Annotated in this window: 13 protein-coding genes; 1 reads left to right on the forward strand and 12 read right to left on the reverse strand. The window is 59.5% G+C overall.

Annotation, left to right across the window (positions count from 1 at the left end):
• Nucleotides 1-135 precede the first annotated feature (135 nt).
• Both EAY64_RS17230 and gluQRS read right to left on the reverse strand, forming a co-directional pair.
• Complete coding sequence (locus EAY64_RS17230; protein ID WP_103525973.1) at nt 136-1,464, reverse strand: amino acid permease; 1,329 nt, start codon at nt 1,462-1,464, stop codon at nt 136-138.
• 422 nt (nt 1,465-1,886) lie between these two features.
• Nucleotides 1,887-2,774 (reverse strand): tRNA glutamyl-Q(34) synthetase GluQRS, encoded by an 888-nt coding sequence (gluQRS, locus tag EAY64_RS17235; RefSeq protein WP_103525974.1) that lies wholly within the window; start codon nt 2,772-2,774, stop codon nt 1,887-1,889.
• A gap of 184 nt (nt 2,775-2,958) precedes the next feature.
• Between gluQRS and fdxA the strand changes: the two genes are divergently transcribed.
• Complete coding sequence (fdxA, locus tag EAY64_RS17240) at nt 2,959-3,285, forward strand: ferredoxin FdxA (RefSeq protein ID WP_103525975.1); 327 nt, start codon at nt 2,959-2,961, stop codon at nt 3,283-3,285.
• 1 nt (nt 3,286) lies between these two features.
• Here fdxA and cheD read toward each other — a convergent pair whose 3' ends face one another.
• The 10 genes from cheD to EAY64_RS17290 all read right to left on the reverse strand — a co-directional run bounded on the left by cheD (nt 3,287) and on the right by EAY64_RS17290 (nt 14,763).
• Complete coding sequence (gene cheD / locus EAY64_RS17245; protein WP_103525976.1) at nt 3,287-3,892, reverse strand: chemoreceptor glutamine deamidase CheD; 606 nt, start codon at nt 3,890-3,892, stop codon at nt 3,287-3,289.
• Nucleotides 3,889-4,968: a protein-glutamate methylesterase/protein-glutamine glutaminase gene (locus EAY64_RS17250; RefSeq protein ID WP_103525977.1), complete on the reverse strand. Its 1,080-nt coding sequence runs from the start codon at nt 4,966-4,968 to the stop codon at nt 3,889-3,891. The genes cheD and EAY64_RS17250 overlap by 4 nt, the downstream gene beginning before the upstream one ends.
• A gap of 1 nt (nt 4,969) precedes the next feature.
• Complete coding sequence (locus EAY64_RS17255) at nt 4,970-5,812, reverse strand: CheR family methyltransferase (protein WP_103525978.1); 843 nt, start codon at nt 5,810-5,812, stop codon at nt 4,970-4,972.
• 18 nt (nt 5,813-5,830) lie between these two features.
• Complete coding sequence (locus EAY64_RS20880; protein WP_103525979.1) at nt 5,831-8,605, reverse strand: methyl-accepting chemotaxis protein; 2,775 nt, start codon at nt 8,603-8,605, stop codon at nt 5,831-5,833.
• Between the two features lie 29 nt (nt 8,606-8,634).
• Nucleotides 8,635-9,129, reverse strand: a complete 495-nt coding sequence (locus tag EAY64_RS17265; protein ID WP_103525980.1) for a chemotaxis protein CheW — start codon at nt 9,127-9,129, stop codon at nt 8,635-8,637.
• A gap of 16 nt (nt 9,130-9,145) precedes the next feature.
• Complete coding sequence (locus EAY64_RS17270; RefSeq protein ID WP_103525981.1) at nt 9,146-11,392, reverse strand: chemotaxis protein CheW; 2,247 nt, start codon at nt 11,390-11,392, stop codon at nt 9,146-9,148.
• An 85-nt stretch (nt 11,393-11,477) separates the two neighbouring features.
• Nucleotides 11,478-11,843, reverse strand: a complete 366-nt coding sequence (locus EAY64_RS17275) for a response regulator (RefSeq protein ID WP_059287422.1) — start codon at nt 11,841-11,843, stop codon at nt 11,478-11,480.
• Nucleotides 11,844-11,871: 28 nt separating this feature from the next.
• Complete coding sequence (locus EAY64_RS20845) at nt 11,872-13,032, reverse strand: methyl-accepting chemotaxis protein (RefSeq protein ID WP_158604721.1); 1,161 nt, start codon at nt 13,030-13,032, stop codon at nt 11,872-11,874.
• Between the two features lie 243 nt (nt 13,033-13,275).
• A complete protein-coding gene (locus EAY64_RS17285; RefSeq protein ID WP_226034252.1) occupies nt 13,276-13,584 on the reverse strand; it encodes an STAS domain-containing protein in 309 nt (102 codons plus the stop codon).
• Between the two features lie 18 nt (nt 13,585-13,602).
• Complete coding sequence (locus EAY64_RS17290) at nt 13,603-14,763, reverse strand: sensor histidine kinase (RefSeq protein WP_103525983.1); 1,161 nt, start codon at nt 14,761-14,763, stop codon at nt 13,603-13,605.
• Between the last annotated feature and the right edge of the window lie 264 nt (nt 14,764-15,027).

A 15,027-nucleotide genomic window follows, 5' to 3' on the forward strand; every position in this document is an offset into this window, starting at 1 on the left:
CTGCGCAGCTTGCCGCATTCGGAATGAACACCAAATTTGCCGGTCATGATGAATCCTTTCAGATAAGTAATCGCATAAACCTTTTTCCGTACACTCCCTTGCCGGGGCAAAGGAGTGGAAAGCAAAAGGCTGGCTTCAGTTTTCGGTCTCGTAACGTTCTTTGATCTGCCAGACATAAACCGGCAAACCCAGCATCAGCAGTAATATCCCCCACATCACAATCTCGGCACCGGCACCGAACAGTGCCCATACCGCGTACAGAAAGCCCGTGGTGGAAAAGATCAGTGGCGCGGTGAAATCACGCCGGGTGTATTTGCCTTTTTGCATCAGCATGATGGCCAGCAGCGCCATCGAGCAAAAGGCATAGGGCAGCAAGGTGGTGGCCGTGGCCAGCAGGATGATGAATTCAAAAATCTTCACCCCGCCCTCGCCGCCGGCGTATTTCATCGCCAAGAGCACCGTCACCAGACCACTGGACAACAGCAGACCGAATAGCGGCACACCCTGGCGGTTGGTCTGGCCGAAGCGGCGGGGAAACAACTGGTCCTTGGCGGCAGCATGGGGCACATGGGCTTGCATCAGGCTCCAGCCATTGAGTGCGCCAAAGCAGGACACCACCGCCCCCAGACCCACTACCCAGTAGGCCCAGTCGCCCCACATCAGGCGGGCGGCATCGGCAAACGGGGCTTGTGAATTGGCCAGCATGGCCGGTGACATCACCCCCATCAGCGACACCGTGGACAGGATGTACAGCACGGTGGCCAGCAAGGTGCCGATGACCGTGGCCCGCGGTATGGTCTTGCTCGGGTTATCCACATCGCCAGCCGGCACCGAGGCTGACTCCAGCCCCAGAAACGCCCACAGGGTGAGCGCCATGGTGGCGGAAACCGAACTCATCAGAGGCTTGCCATGCGGGTTGAACACCAGGTTTTCCGGCTGCATGTAAAAGAAGCCGATAAAGGTGACGGCGGCCAGCGGCAGCAGCTTGAGCAGGGTTGTCACGATGGCAACCAGCCCGGAACTGCGTGCGCCACGGCTGTTAATCCAGGTAACCGTCCAGATCAGGCCGATGGAAAACGCAGCAGCCAGCAGGTTGTCATGCCCCAGTTGCGGGAAGAACACCTGCATATAGCTGGTGGCGGCCACCGCCAGTGCGGCGTTACCGGCCCAGAGGGCTATCCAGTAACCCCAGGCGATCCAGAAGCCGGCGAAGTCGCCAAAGCCGGCATGGATATAGGCATAGGGGCCACCCTCTTTGGGAATCATGGCGGAGAGCCGGGCAAACACCAGCGCCAGACAAATGGCACCAGCCGAAGTAATTGCCCAGCCAATCAGGGACATCCCCCCGTAGGGGGCGAGAGAAGCGGGAAGCAGGAATACACCGGAACCGATCATATTACCCACCACCAGTGCGGTACACATCCACACGCCCAGGGCCGCTTTTTTTACATTGGTCTCGCTCATGGTCTTGTCTCCATCGAGGCCGAAAATCGAAGCTGTTAAAGAACGTGTTCTGTATGAGCTTCACTATATTAGTATTTAATTATTTTGTAAATGTATTATTTTTTCATATGTAATTCCATGTCGCTGTTTTGAAAATGGCCGGCAACGCAGATGACTGCCAATACCGGACGGAACCATCAGACACAGGGCTGCCTATTACGATGTAGGCTGTTTGACGAACAAACTCCATGTGATAAATCAAATAGATAATCCGAAATAATGACAAGCCAGCGCGGCCACGCCAGAAAAGCACGGCCATCAGCAGCTGCAACAGGTGTTGCCGGGCTTGGGTGCATTGGCTGGCACAAACCCGCCAGAGGGCTAGCGATAACAAAATGCCCGCAGGACGCGGGCATGACAGGAAACAGGTGGCTGGCTTGCGCTTACAGTTGGCAGGGCCCAGCCGGCACCCGCGACAGCGACCAGTTGGCCTTGGCCCACTGCCACAATTCGCCCACGCTCTGACACTCTGCAGGCGGTACGTGACCCAGCCGGCACAGTGCCAGGCGCAACTCCCGGCTGACATCGGCAGCGTTGATGGCTGGCGCCAGTGTCTGCTTGGATAGCTTCTCGCCCGCCGCATTCACCAGCAGGGGCAGATGGCAGTAAGTGGGCGTGGGCAGGCCCAGACAGCGCTGCACATGGATCTGCCTCGGCGTGGACACCAGCAGGTCAGCCCCGCGCACGATATCGCTCATGCCCTGCGCGGCATCATCCACCACTACCGCCAGTTGATAGGCCCAGTAACCATCGGCCCGCAGCAGCACAAAATCGCCGATATCGTGCGGCAGATCCTGCTGATATGGCCCTTGCAGGCGATCGACAAAACCCACTGCCGGCTCATCCACCCGCAAACGCCAGGCATGGCTGGCGCGCTGGCTGCGGCAACCGCTCCGACACCAGCCGGGATAGACATAACCATCCACGCCACGTCGGGCCACGCTGGTGATTTCCTTGCGCGAACAAGTGCAGGGATAAACCAGCCCGGCCTCGATCAGTTGCTGCAAGGCGGCCTGATACAGCTGATGGCGCTGGCTCTGGTACACCACTTGGCCATCCCACTCGAAACCGAAAGCTTCCAGCGTGCGCAGGATGTCGTCGGCAGCCCCGGCCACTTCCCGCGGCGGATCCAGATCTTCCATGCGCACCCACCATTCACCGCCACGGCGGTGCGCTTCCAGATAACTGCCCACGGCGGTCATCAGGGAACCGGCATGCAGCAAGCCGGTGGGACTGGGGGCAAAACGGCCACGATAGGGAATGCTTGGCATGACGAAAGGTTTCGGCGATGAGAATGCAGATTGCGACACGGTGCGCTGTTTTTTGGTTGATAATACTTGAGCGTATTACTCGGAAATAATCCATCCACCGGCAAGGCTGCCGGCACCATCCTGCGGCATGCCCGGGACACGCTGCCACTGCTGCGGAGTGTCCCATCATCAGGAGGAATCAAACGTGGCCTACGTTGTAACCGATGCCTGCGTCAAATGCAAATACACCGACTGCGTGGATGTCTGCCCGGTGGACTGCTTTCATGAGGGGCCCAACTTTCTCGCCATCGATCCTGAGGAGTGCATAGACTGCACGCTGTGCGTGGCCGAATGCCCGGTATCGGCCATTTATGCCGAAGACGACGTACCGGCCGAACAGCAGGTGTATATCCGGCTGAATGCCGAGCTGTCGCAGCAATGGCCGGTGTTATCGCAAAGCAAGGCGCCGTTGCCCGACCATGCCGACTGGGCCGAGGTGACAAACAAGCTGCCCCATCTGCAACGCGACTGAATCAGATAAACAGGTCGATATCGCCGCCGGGCTGCGATGCGGTCTGGCGGTCCAGCCGCTGCCGGTAAGCTGCTTCCTTGGACACCAGGGTGCGGCTGCCCTTGAGCTTGTGCACCAGCACCCTGCCCTCATCCGGGAAGAAAAACACCTTGCGGGCGAAGCTGCCCAGCAGGTCTTCCGCCAGCACCGGAATCTGCTCGCTGCGCAGATAGGCGCGGATGAATTCGCTGTTCTGTTCGCCGATATTCACCACCGACATGCCCTCCAGCACATTGCCGGCACCAAATACCTTGGCTTCCAGCCGGTGTCGCTGTGCGCCCAGCTTTTGCATGTCGGTGATCAGCAATTCCATGGCATTGACGCCAAAACGCGCCGGCACACTGGTCTGGCTATGCCAGTCGCTGCCTTGCGGCAACAGGAAATGATTCATGCCATGCACCCGCGCCTGGCGGTCCATCAGGCACACCGCCACACAGGACCCCAGCAAGGTGGTCAGCATCAGCGGCTGGCGCGTGGCGAAATACTCGCCCGGCAAGATCTTGATGGCATCGATCTGGAACTGCCGGTCGAAATACAGGCGCTCGGATGGCTGGTCAGAATAAGTCATGGCCCGGCCCTGTCATGCGGCAGACGCAGGCAGTCCATTACCTTGTCGGCCAGTTGCGACAGCGGATGCACATGCATCACCCCGCCCTGCGCCACGGCTTCGCGCGGCATGCCATATACCACACAGCTGGCTTCGTCCTGGGCAAAGGTGATGGCACCCGCCTGCCGCAATTGCAACATGCCCAGCGCACCGTCCTTGCCCATGCCGGTCATGATGACGGCCACGGTCTGGGCGGCAGCCAGCGCAGCCACCGAGGCAAACAGCACATCAACCGATGGCCGGTGCCGGTTGACCGGTGGGCTTTGATCCAGGCAGATGACAAAACCCTGCGTCCCCTTGCCCAGCCGCATATGCGAATGACCGGGAGCGACATAGGCCACGCCGCGCAGCAGCGGCTCGCCATCTTCGGCCTCCTTGACCTGTATGGCGCACAGCTTGTCCAGCCGCCGGGCAAACGACAGGGTAAAGCCTTCCGGCATGTGCTGGACAATCAGCACCGGCGGGCTGCCTGCCGGTAGTTTTTCCAGAAACTCCTTGATGGCATCGGTGCCGCCGGTGGAAGCACCCACGGCGATGATGGCATTCTGCCGCAGCAAGGCCGGCGCCACGCGGGCTGGTGCGGCGGCGGCACTCGGCGCAAATAGTGACGGCCGGCGCAAGCGGGCGGCTGCCACCATGCGAATCTTGTCGCGGATGTCGTCGGCGTAGCTTTGCATGGTATTGCTGACATCCAGCGTCGGCTTGGGCAGAAAGTCCACCGCGCCCAGTTCCAGCGCACTGAGCGTGGTTTCCGAACCGGACTGGGTCAGCGAGGAAATCATCAATACCGGGGTCGGCCGCAGTCGCATCAGCCGGCGCAAGAACTCCAGCCCGTCCATGCGCGGCATTTCCACATCCAGGGTGATCATGTCCGGGCTGGTTTCCCGAATACGCTCACGCGCCACGATGGGGTCGGATGCGGTGGCCACCACCTCCATGTCGGGGGCTTCGTTGATGATGGTGGTGAGCAGGCTGCGAATCAGCGCGGAATCATCCACTACCACGATTCTTATTTTTCTGCCTGCGGCTGCGCTCATGTCATCTCCGCATATTGTGGTTAGCCAGACGGTAGGCCGTTCGGCCGCAAGACTGGAAGGCGTCGCTCAGATGCTGGATGTTTTCCGAGTGCCCCAGAAACAACAGCCCGTCCGGCTGCAGGCTGGCAGCCAGCCGCTGCAGGATGGCGGCCTGGGTTGGCTTGTCGAAATAGATCAGTACATTGCGGCAGAAAATCACGTCAAAGCGCCCCATGTCCGGCCATTCGGCAGCGACCAGATTGAACTGGTAAAACGACAGCTGCTCGCGGACTTCGCGCCGGATGCGCACCTTGCCGGCATTGTGCCCCACCCCGCGCAGGAAAAAACGCTTGAGCAGGCTGCTGTCCAGCACTTTGGCCCGCTCGGCGTCGTAGACACCATCGGCGGCCTGACTGAGCACCCTGGTATCGATATCCGAGGCGACCAGCTCCAGCTTTTGCCGATTGAGCTGCGGCAAGGACAGCAAGGTCATGGCGATGGAGTAAGCTTCTTCGCCGGTGGACACCGCCGCGCTCCACACCCGGTAATGCCGCTCCTGCGTCACCCGCTCCATCGCATGCAAGCGCAACAGGTCAAAGTGATGCGGCTCGCGGAAAAACGCGGTGAGGTTGGTGGTGAGCGCGTTGACGAAGTGCTGCCACTCGGCCTCGCCTTCCGACTTTTCCAGCAGGTCCAGATAATCGGCAAACTGCCGCATGCCCAGCTGGCGCACGCGCTTGGCCAGCCGGGAATAAGCCATGTGGCTTTTGCTGTCGTTCAGCGAAATGCCGACACGCTGGTACAACATCTGTCGCAGGCGACGGAAATCCGCCGCGGTAAACTTGATATCGCGCTCAGTGCTCATCGGGCATCACCGCGCGGCTCAAAACTCCTCCCATTCGTCGTCGTGTTGAGCCGGCCCCGGCAGGGTCTTGATACGCTCGGCATTGAGCGCCATGCGGGCCGATACCGGTTTCACCTGCTGGCCGGGTGCTTGCAGCCGGGCCGGCTGGCCGTGATCGTGGCTGCGCTGCGCCTTGGGTGCCGACAGACGTGCCACCGGCGTGCCGTCGAGCCGGAAGATCGATACCGCCTCCATCAGATGGCGGGCCTGTTCTTCCAGCGACTCGGCCGCAGCGGCAGCCTGCTCGACCAGCGCCGCGTTCTTCTGGGTATTTTCGTCCATCTGCGTCACCGCCAGATTGACCTGCTCGATCCCCGAGCTTTGCTCGATCGAGGCCGCCGAAATATCGCTCATGATGTCGGCCACGCGGCGGATGGAGCTGACGATTTCTTCCATGGTGCGGCCAGCCTCATCCACCAGCCGGCTGCCCGATTCCACCTTGTCCACCGAGTTGCCGATCAACAGCTTGATTTCCTTGGCAGCCGCTGCCGAGCGCTGTGCCAGATTGCGCACCTCGCTGGCCACCACGGCAAAGCCGCGGCCCTGTTCGCCGGCTCGCGCGGCTTCCACTGCGGCATTCAGCGCCAGGATATTGGTCTGGAAGGCAATGCCGTCGATCACGCTGATGATGTCGACAATCTTCTTGGCACTGTCGTTGATCTCGTTCATGGTGGACACCACATTGCCCACCACCTGACCGCCACGGGCCGCGATGTCGGAAGCGCCGATGGCCAGGCTGTTGGCCTTCTTGGCGTTTTCCGCATTCTGCCGCACGGTGCTGGTGATTTCTTCCATGCTGGAGGCGGTTTCTTCCAGGCTGGCCGCCTGCTGTTCGGTGCGACCGGACAGATTGCTGTTACCGGCGGCAATTTCCTGCGAGGCGGTGTTGATGGCCTCGGTCGACTCCTGGATATTGCCCACGATGCTGCGCAGGCGCTCCACCGTGGCGTTGGTATCGGACTTGAGCTGGCCGAGCATGCCTTCGTAATCGTTCTTGATGGTGCGTGTCAGGTCGCCCTGGGCCAGGCCGCCCAGCACGATGGCGATATCGCCCAGCGCCTGGCTGGTGACACTCAGCAACTGGTTGACGCCCTCGGACAGCACGCGGAAGAAGCCGGTCTTGCCTTCCACCACCAGCCGCGAGGCATAGTCGCCCTTGCCGGCAGCATTAACGATAGCTTCCACTTCCTTCTCGATCAGCACTTCGCCGGTGCGGTCCTTCCACTCCACCACCGTACCCAGACGTTCGCCCTCACCACCGAATACCGGATTGGCAGTCAGCGAGAAATGACGCCCCCCGACGGCGATATCAGCCTTGTAAGTGCTGCGCAGATTGGCCAGCAAATCACGCTGGTGTGCCGGATTGCGGTGGAACATGTCCATGCTGCCACCCAGTACATGACGGGTGCTGAAGTTGGGCAGTGCCTTGCGCAGATCAGCCTCGGCTGCCGCCAGCATTTCCAGCACGCTGTGATTCACATAGATGATGTTGCGCTCGTTGTCGGCAATCATCACATTGGTGGTGACATTATCCAGTGCGCTGCGGATGCGGGCGTTTTCTGCGGCCACTGCACGCTCGGCATCGATCCGTTGCTGCTCGATGGCCTGCTGTGCCAGATCGGCAGTACGGTCAATCCATTCCACGCCATAACCCAGGCGCTCGCCGGTCCGGCCATTGATCGGGGTCAGGATCAGCTGGAAGGTACGGCCACCAACATGGATGGTGCCCTGGTGCGGATTACGCAGTTGCTGCATCAGGCCACGCTGATGCGCCGGATTGCGATGAAACTGGTCAATATTGCTGCCCAGCAGATTGCGGGCAGAAAACTGCGGCAAATCGCGGCGAATATCGCTTTCTGCCTGAGAAAACATATTGATGACCGACTGATTGGCGTACACCACATTGAACGCGGCATCGGCAATCATCATATTGGTGGCGGCATTATCCAGTGCATTGCGCACCCGGATGTTCTCCACCGCCTTGTCCGCGGCCTGGCGGATATAGGCAAACAGGCTGCTGTTGTCATTGGCCGCCACTTTCAGTTCGGTGGTCACTTCGCCCGCAGCCAGCTCCTGCATCAATTTGACCGCTGCGGCAGGCTCGCCACCAATCTGCCGCAGCAGGGAGCGGCTGATCAGCCAGCCGGCCAGCATGGCAATCAGCACCGCAGCCACCATCAGCGAGTTCAGCAGGACAGCCGCACTGTTGGCCCGCTCCAGCGTGCCTTGTGCCACCTGCCGGGACAGGCCTTCTTCGAACTTGATGTAATCATCAATCGCCTTGAGGTAGTCCAGCTGGGTGGCGCGCAGGGTTTGCAGCAGATAGCTCTTGGCTTCTTCCTCCTGCCCGGCCACCAGGTGCTGGCGGAACACCGCCAGTTGCTGGCGATAGCTGGCTTCCACCGTGCGCAGGCGGTCGAACAGTACCTGTCCTTCTGCCGGCACGCCGCTGGACAAGCTGCTCATCTGGCGGGTGATCAGTGTCAGAGATTCATCAAGCTGCTTTTGCTGCTGCTCCAGCACCACCGGGTCTTTGGACAGCAGCAAGGTCCGGGTGGCCCGGGCCGTGACATTGACGTTATCCACCACCTTGTTGGCCTCGGCGGCGCGCGGCACATGGGTGTTGGCGATTTCGTCGATATCGTTGCGCAGGCTGTGGATCTGCGCAATCGCCACCGCCATGGCGGCGATGATCACCACGACCAGCAGGCCAAAGCCCAGCAGCAAGCGGTGTGACACTTTCAGATTATTCATATTCACCTCTCCAAAACGCCATGTCGGCCTCAGCCACGGTCCGTAATATCCACCAGCGCCATCTCGTCACTACTCATCAGGCGCTCGATATCCACAATAATCACCATGCGCTCCCCTTGGGTGCCCAGGCCCTCGATATACGTGGTTTCCACCACGGAACCAAATTCTGGCGGATCGCGCAGTTCATCCTCAGCCAGCTGGATGACATCGGACACGCCATCCACCACCATCCCCACCGTACGCTGGAAGATATTGAGGATGATCACCACCGTGAATGCGTTGTAGACCGGTTCGCCCAGCCCGAACTTGATGCGCATGTCGACAATCGGCACGATGCTGCCACGCAGATTGACCACTCCCTTGATGAAGGCTGGGGCGTTGGCAATGCGCGTGACGGCTTCGTAGCCACGAATCTCCTGCACTTTCAGGATGTCGATCCCGTATTCTTCCTGTCCCAGGGTAAATACCAGCAGCTCGCGCACTGCCTTGCTTTGCCCGTGGTGGTATTCCAGCTGTTCTGTCATCGGTTCTGCCTTCCCCTCATGCCTCGTCCGTCATGGCCTGCCGTGCGGCCGTTGGTGCCGGTCGCTGGTTGTGACGGGCGATGATCGATATATCCAGAATCAGGGCCACCCGGCCATCGCCCATGATGGTGGCGCCGGACATGCCCTCTACTTTGCGATAATTGGTTTCCAGGTTCTTCACCACGAACTGCTGCTGGCCGATAAGCTCATCCACCAGCAGGGCCAGCTGGTAGCCGCCGGCCTCGACGATCACCAGAATGGCACGGGTGGGGTCGCTGGCGGCAACGGCATCGGCATTACCGAAAAAGGCTGCCAGCGACACGATGGGCAGGTATTGGCCGCGCACATTCACCAGCTGGCCGCGCCCGGCCACCGTTTTCAGCTCCTGGGCCTGCGGCTGCAGCGACTCCAGTACGAAAGACAGCGGGATGACATAGATGTCGTGTCCGACACGCACCGACATGCCATCCATGATGGCCAGGGTCAGCGGCAGGCGGATGCTGATGGTGGTGCCGAAATCCGGCATGGAGTCGATATCAATACGCCCGCCCATGCTCTGGATATTGCGCTTGACCACATCCATGCCCACCCCGCGGCCGGATACATCGGTCACTTCGGTCGCGGTGGAGAAGCCCGCCTCGAAAATCAGTCCCCACACCTCGCTATCGCTCAGCGCATCACTGACCGGCATGCCGCGCTCACGCGCCTTGGCCAGAATGCGTTCGCGATTGAGGCCAGCACCATCGTCGGTGACTTCGATCACAATGCTGCTGCCCTGATGAAAGGCACGCAGCGTCAAGCGCCCCACCGCCGACTTGCCCTTGGCTACCCTGACCTCGGGCGCTTCCACGCCGTGGTCCAGGCTGTTGCGTACCAGATGGGTCAGCGGATCGGCCAGTTTTTCGATAAAGCCTTTGTCCAGCTCGGTATTTTCGCCCACCATTTTCAATTCGATCTGCTTGCCCAGCTTGCCGGCCAGATCGCGCACCACACGCGGAAAACGGTTGAAAACAAAGGCGATGGGGGTCATGCGAATGGACATCACCGCTTCCTGCAATTCGCGCGAGTTGCGCTGCAAGGCCGAAATGCCCCCCAGCAGGCGCTCGTATTGCACGGCGTCCAGCTCCTGGCTGGACTGGGTGAGCATGGACTGGGTAATCACCAGTTCCCCCACCAGATTCAGCAGCAGGTCGACCTTGTCGATATTTACCCGGATGGAATTTTCCACTGCCGGCGCTGCACGCTCCTGCCGTGGTGCGGCAACAGCAGCCACCGTGGGCACAGCGGCCACGGCCTGCTCTGGTGCAGCCGGCTCCAGCGGCGCAAACAGGCCAAAACCTTCTTCCTCGTGCAGCATGGCTGGAGCGGCTGGTGCGGCAGCTGGACCGGCAACCGGGGCAAACAGCCCGAAGCCGTCTTCTTCATACAGCATGTCTGCCGCCGGCCCGCTGTCACCAGCGGCCGGGGCCAGCGGTTCGAACAAACCGAAGCCATCATCTTCAAAGGCAATGCTGGCAGCGGCAGTCTGCGTGGGAATGGCAATGCTGGAGGAAAGAAACAGGCCGAAATCGCCCTCGTCCTGCTGACCATGATCCTGCGTGATGCGGAAATGCTCGGGCGAGATGGAAAAGGCCAGCGATTCGGCGACTTCATCTGCCGCCAGGGTTGAGGTGAAAATCAATACCCAGGGCAGTTGATCATGCCCCCCTCCTTCCTGCACTACGCTCAGCTCGCCCAGCGCAGTCAGCGACTGCAACAGCGCCTGGTAATCGGTGGCCGGCAGGCAGCAATCCAGTTCGACATACAGTGTGGTGCAGACCGCAGGCTCAGCGGGTGACTGCGCAGCTTCCGCCAGCGGCGGCGCTACGGCACTGCCGCCCGCCACCAGACCTTCCAGCCAGGTTTCCACCGCGCTGATGGCCGGATTGGCCACGGCCTCGCCACCACGGTGTGCACCCAGCATGGCGGCCAGCACATCCTTGGCATTCAGGCAGGCATCCACCATGTCGGCAGTCAGCCGCATGCTGCCCTTGCGCACCTTGTCCAGCAGGTTTTCCAGGATATGGGTCAGCGCGGCCAGATCAGCAAAGCCGAAAGTCGCCGCCCCACCCTTGATCGAGTGGGCGGCACGAAAGATGGCATTGAGGTCTTCGCCGTCCGGTGCCGCCAGGTCTATCCCCAGCAGCACGGACTCCATGGTGGCCAGATGCTCGTCGGTTTCATCAAAGAACACCTGATGAAACTGCGACATATCGATTGACACGATGCTTCCCCTTACTCCGCAGTCCGGATAGTCAGCTGTGGAACCCGCCTGCTGTCGCCCGGCACATCACTATCGGTCTGGGCAATCAGCCAACCAGCCGCTTTACCACGTCCAGCAGCTTTTGCGGATCAAACGGCTTGACCAGCCAGCCGGTGGCACCGGCCGCTCGTCCCAGCGATTTCATCTGGTCGCTGGACTCGGTGGTCAGCATCAGGATGGGCGTGGTGCCATAGGCAGGCAATTTGCGCAGGGCGCGAATCAGGTTCAGGCCGTCCATGCCCGGCATGTTCTGGTCGGTAAGGATCAGGTCAAAGCTGTCTGCCTGGGCACGCGCCAGACCACCATTACCATCCACCGCCTCTACCACCTCATAGCCCGCACTTTTGAGAGTAAAGGTCACCATTTGACGGATTGACGCCGAATCATCGACTGTCAGTACTTTTTTTGGCATGTTGTTCCCACTTTTCTTTTGTTCACGCTCAAAACAAATCGATGCTGCCACTCTGCATCTGCCCCTGCGCCACCGGATTGTTGGACAGGCTGATTTGCAGTTCTGCCAGCCGGGCAGAGGCTCTCACCTCCCACTGCCCTTGTTGTTGCTGCTTGTTGCTGGTCAATTCCATCATTTCTTCAATGCCGTACAAGCGTTTGCCAACGTGGGCAATCAGTTGCGACACCATGTCCTGAAACTGCAGCGAGCGTACGGCATCGCCGACATGGTCGGACAGCAGACCCACGCCATGGCGCAAGCGACTGATGGATTCGGCCATCATGGCATCCATGACCCGGATGCGCGACGAAGTGTCATCCAGCCGCTGCTTGGCCTGCAAGGTGAACATCATGTCCTGCGAAGCCAGCTGGTTGATCAGCCCCTCGGCATGCTCGACCGAACCATTCACCCGGTTGATCAGGTTACGGATTTCATCGCTGAAACTGCTGGTCCGGCCAGACAGATGGCGCACTTCCTCGGCCACCACGGCAAACCCCCTGCCGGCCTCACCTGCCCTGGCGGCCTCGATCGAAGCGTTCAAGGCCAGCATATTGGTTTGGTTGGTGATGGAGTGGATCTCGTCCAGCAACAGAATGACCCCCTGCATCTCCTGACCGATAGACTCCATTTGCTCGACCAGCAGCATGGCCAGCCGGCTGTTCTCCACCGTCTTTTCAACAAAGCTGCCCATCGCATTGGCGATTTCATTGACAAAAGTGCTGAAGGACATGGCATGCGAGTCGATACCCACCTCGCCTTTGGCCAGGCTTTCGGCGAGCTGCAACTGTGCAGCAGCCTCCTGCGACAGGCCGGAAAAACTGTTGACCAGCGTCAGTACTGCATCCTGGATCAGTGTCTGTACCCGGCTCACCTCCAGTTTCGACTGGGAAATCTGCTCCTGGATGAAGTCCAGGCAGTCAGGCGCAACAGGCGCAGCTTCGGCATTCCCGGCATCCGCCTCTTCCCTATCGATCACCTTCGGCTCCTTGGCTAGGTACAGAAAATGCAAGACGAACAACATGCTGGCGGCCAGCGGCAAAGCCAGGCCCCACACCAGCGCACCCCACAAGGGGCCACTCAATATCACCAGTACCGAAATCAGGCAAAGACCACACGCCACGAAACGTCGCTGCGGATAGGAAAGCACCATGTAGCCCCCGGTCATTCAGCAAAATTGCCAATGTACTATCTTCTTCATCAACCAAGATGTCAGCTTAATCAAGAAAGAAATCGACCGGACCGTGTAAATAACTGTTTTTACCTATTTAAGGATTAACTATTCATGTTTCAGGGTTTTTGAACATCCCAAGCCAAACGACTACCTGTCAAAACATATAGACCGGACCAGTGCGGATGCAAACCCCGGCAGGCGCTGAGCCCTGCATGACCGGCATCACTTGATGGTGAACATCTTGTTGAAGCAGGCAATTTCCAGTACTTGCAACACGGTATCGCGGCAATTGATCAGCGACATCGACTTTTTCTGGCTGGTTGCGCGCTCTTTCAACAGCAGCAGCATGCCCAGCGCCGAGCTATCCAGAAAGGGCACCTGATCGAAGTCGACCTGGATCTCCTGCACAGCCGGATTTTCCAGCAACTCCTGGCTGGAAAGGCGGAAATCCTTGTGCAGATTGAAGTCGAACTGACCGACCAGAACGAGCGTACCAACCTGACCTTCTACTTTAACCACTGGCTTCATCATCAATCCCCCTGATTCACATTACACATCAATCGCTCCCATCCCACGGCAGGGGAGAGTCAATTCGAAATAAGCACCACCTTGCGCACGATCCCCACCGACCACCGTGCCTGCCAGTTCTTCTGCCACCTTTTTCACGATGGACAGCCCAAGGCCTGTTCCGCCTGGCCGGGTAGTAAAGAAAGGCTCAAACAGCCTGGCCGGGTCTGCGCCCTGCAGGCCGATGCCATCGTCCTCCACCCGGAAACACACCTGCTCGTCCTGCAGGCACACCATGAGACCGATGCGCCCGCCTTCCGGCGAGAAATGCATGGCATTTTCCAGCAAATTCACCAGCGCACCCTGCAGGGCCTTGCGGTCGCCCATTACCGTTATGGCAGAAGGCAGCAGGTTATTGCAATCCCAAATCATGCCACGCTCATGACATTGCGGTATCAGTACCGCAGCAACGTCCTCGACCAGCGCCGCGACATCAAGCCACTCCAGCGCGCTAGTCTGGCCGCGCACAAATCCCAGCATGTTCTGGATCAGCCCCTCCAGCGCCTTCATCCGGGCCAGGCTCTTGTCGACAAACTTAGCCCTATCCTCTGGCCGCAGGCCTTCCTGCTTCAGGTTGGCGGTATAAAGCATTGCCGTAGCCAGCGGCGTGCGCAACTGGTGCGCCAGCGACGCAGCCATCCCACCCATGGCGGCCAGCTTTTGCTGGTGCGCCAGTTCTACAGTCAAATGATGCAGGCGGCTGACATCATGCAGCAGCACGATGCGCCCACCCGAGGCCGGCAGATCCTGGTATTGCAAGGCCAGCCGACGGGCGGCCTCCTGCTGCGGCAAGGTATAGGTCCCATCCAGCTCGGAACGCGTCCAGCCGGACATGACCGCATCCCAGGCCAGCCCGCCATGTTTGCCTTGCAGCAAAAGCTGCGCCGCCGGGTTTTCAGCCACGACCACACCATCGGCAGCCAGCTGCACCACGCCGGCAGGCAGCGCTTCCAGCAGCATGCCCAGTCTTTCGGCAAGTTCGGCGTTTTCGTCACGCTGCTTTCGCAATTGGTTGTTAGCCTCATCCAGCTGCGCATTCAGTACATTAACCTGCACTTCCAGCTGGCGGTATGCGTCAATCAACTGACTGGACACCGTATTGAACTGCTCGAAAGCCGCCTCCAGCATCTCCTGGTCTTTCAAATTTGATGCTGTCTTGGCCATGTTTAGCGTCGTATTTGTAAAAAGGACTTAAACAGTATGATAATGACTAAGTCTGAGCCAAGCCAACTTAAAGTCTGATCTGAGCCAAGACAGTTTTCAAAGAAAGCTGGGAAAATGAATAATTGGCGTATACAACGGGAGTATTGCGCCACCACAACGAACCGATGCAGCGGAGGTTTCTGTGTCAGAGCTTCTTAAAAAAATTGATGCCAGAACAAAACTGGCGGGGACCAACAAGCTGGA

The sequence above is a fragment of the Aquitalea palustris genome (assembly GCF_003693445.1).
In the GTDB taxonomy this organism is placed as follows: Bacteria; Pseudomonadota; Gammaproteobacteria; order Burkholderiales; family Chromobacteriaceae; genus Aquitalea; species Aquitalea palustris.

Excerpts from the sequence above, each read along its gene's own strand:
- EAY64_RS17285 (WP_226034252.1), bottom strand. The coding sequence starts at position 13,584 with ATGATGAAGCCAGTGGTTAAAGTAGAAGGTCAGGTTGGTACGCTCGTT.
- EAY64_RS17255 (WP_103525978.1), bottom strand. The coding sequence starts at position 5,812 with ATGAGCACTGAGCGCGATATCAAGTTTACCGCGGCGGATTTCCGTCGC.
- EAY64_RS17250 (WP_103525977.1), bottom strand. The coding sequence starts at position 4,968 with ATGAGCGCAGCCGCAGGCAGAAAAATAAGAATCGTGGTAGTGGATGAT.
- gluQRS (WP_103525974.1), bottom strand. The coding sequence starts at position 2,774 with ATGCCAAGCATTCCCTATCGTGGCCGTTTTGCCCCCAGTCCCACCGGC.
- EAY64_RS17230 (WP_103525973.1), bottom strand. The coding sequence starts at position 1,464 with ATGAGCGAGACCAATGTAAAAAAAGCGGCCCTGGGCGTGTGGATGTGT.
- EAY64_RS17265 (WP_103525980.1), bottom strand. The coding sequence starts at position 9,129 with ATGACAGAACAGCTGGAATACCACCACGGGCAAAGCAAGGCAGTGCGC.
- EAY64_RS20880 (WP_103525979.1), bottom strand. The coding sequence starts at position 8,605 with ATGAATAATCTGAAAGTGTCACACCGCTTGCTGCTGGGCTTTGGCCTG.
- EAY64_RS17275 (WP_059287422.1), bottom strand. The coding sequence starts at position 11,843 with ATGCCAAAAAAAGTACTGACAGTCGATGATTCGGCGTCAATCCGTCAA.
- EAY64_RS20845 (WP_158604721.1), bottom strand. The coding sequence starts at position 13,032 with ATGGTGCTTTCCTATCCGCAGCGACGTTTCGTGGCGTGTGGTCTTTGC.
- cheD (WP_103525976.1), bottom strand. The coding sequence starts at position 3,892 with ATGACTTATTCTGACCAGCCATCCGAGCGCCTGTATTTCGACCGGCAG.